This window comes from Acinetobacter sp. UBA5934 (assembly GCF_002430855.1).
Classification (GTDB): domain Bacteria; phylum Pseudomonadota; class Gammaproteobacteria; order Pseudomonadales; family Moraxellaceae; genus Acinetobacter.
In genome coordinates, this window is sequence record NZ_DJDC01000131.1 from 10,177 (window position 1) to 11,068 (window position 892).

The 892-nt window shown below is 36.7% G+C and carries 1 protein-coding gene; it reads right to left on the reverse strand.

The genetic code is table 11. The annotated features are described in order from the left end of the window. Positions 1–504: 504 nt before the first annotated feature. Positions 505–789 (reverse strand): tyrosine-type recombinase/integrase, encoded by a 285-nt coding sequence (locus B2Y23_RS08880; protein ID WP_291356022.1) that lies wholly within the window; start codon positions 787–789, stop codon positions 505–507. Positions 790–892: the final 103 nt, after the last annotated feature.

Genomic DNA, 892 nt, shown 5'->3' on the forward strand with positions numbered 1-892 from the left:
TACAAAATCGGTGGCTATTCATACTCTTTTAACTTTTAAGCTACGAAAAATTATTATTTCAAGTTTAAATACATTTTCTTTGAGAAATATATAAATTGGGCTTTTTAGCCCGATTATTTCGTAAGAGAAAAATTTGCTATCGAAATAAAACCATTAGATTAAAAAACTATTTCTCAGTACCAATCGATTATGATTCCTCTTGCTTTGGGGGATTGTCGAGGATCTTTCTCAATCAGAAAAGCACAAGCAATGGTCTCATTCTCCGGCTTAGAAATAGGAAATAAAGATCCGGTGGTCGCAAGTCTGAATCAAGAATATCGACAACGCTTAGAGAAATCTCTCCTCGCACTTTTTCGTTTTATCTCGCATAGACACAAAACAATATTCTGTATATCCAGTAATGCAATACAATTCTTGGAACAGCTTCAGGACTTGATCGGACAAAGGAACCATATGTTGTGGGGCTGTCTGATTTTTGATCTTAGGCGGTGTATAACTTCATGTTCAATTTTCAAAATCGATATCTGCCCACTTTGCTGCACGTAATTCTCCAGGACGCACAAATACATGGGGTAAGATTTTGACTGCATAATCAATAGCAATATCCCCACGACCTGCATGTGTATTGATATTCTTTAATAGTTTTCCTAGCTTTTGCTTATCAGTAATAGCCGCTCGATGCTTAGTTTTACCCACCTTCAGAATACCGCTAATTTGATCAGCAACATTGAACTGACACACCCCTAAGGCAATCGCATAGCGAAAAACTTGAGATGCTTTACTTCTCATTCGCTTTGCAAAGTCATTTTTAACTTGTTTCTCATAAAGACGACATACTTCCAAATTTGAGAGGGTGTTATTACATCAATAGGAAATTCGCCAATAGCCGCAT

Coding starts and splice junctions, on each gene's coding strand:
- B2Y23_RS08880 (WP_291356022.1), bottom strand. CDS start 789: ATGAGAAGTAAAGCATCTCAAGTTTTTCGCTATGCGATTGCCTTAGGG.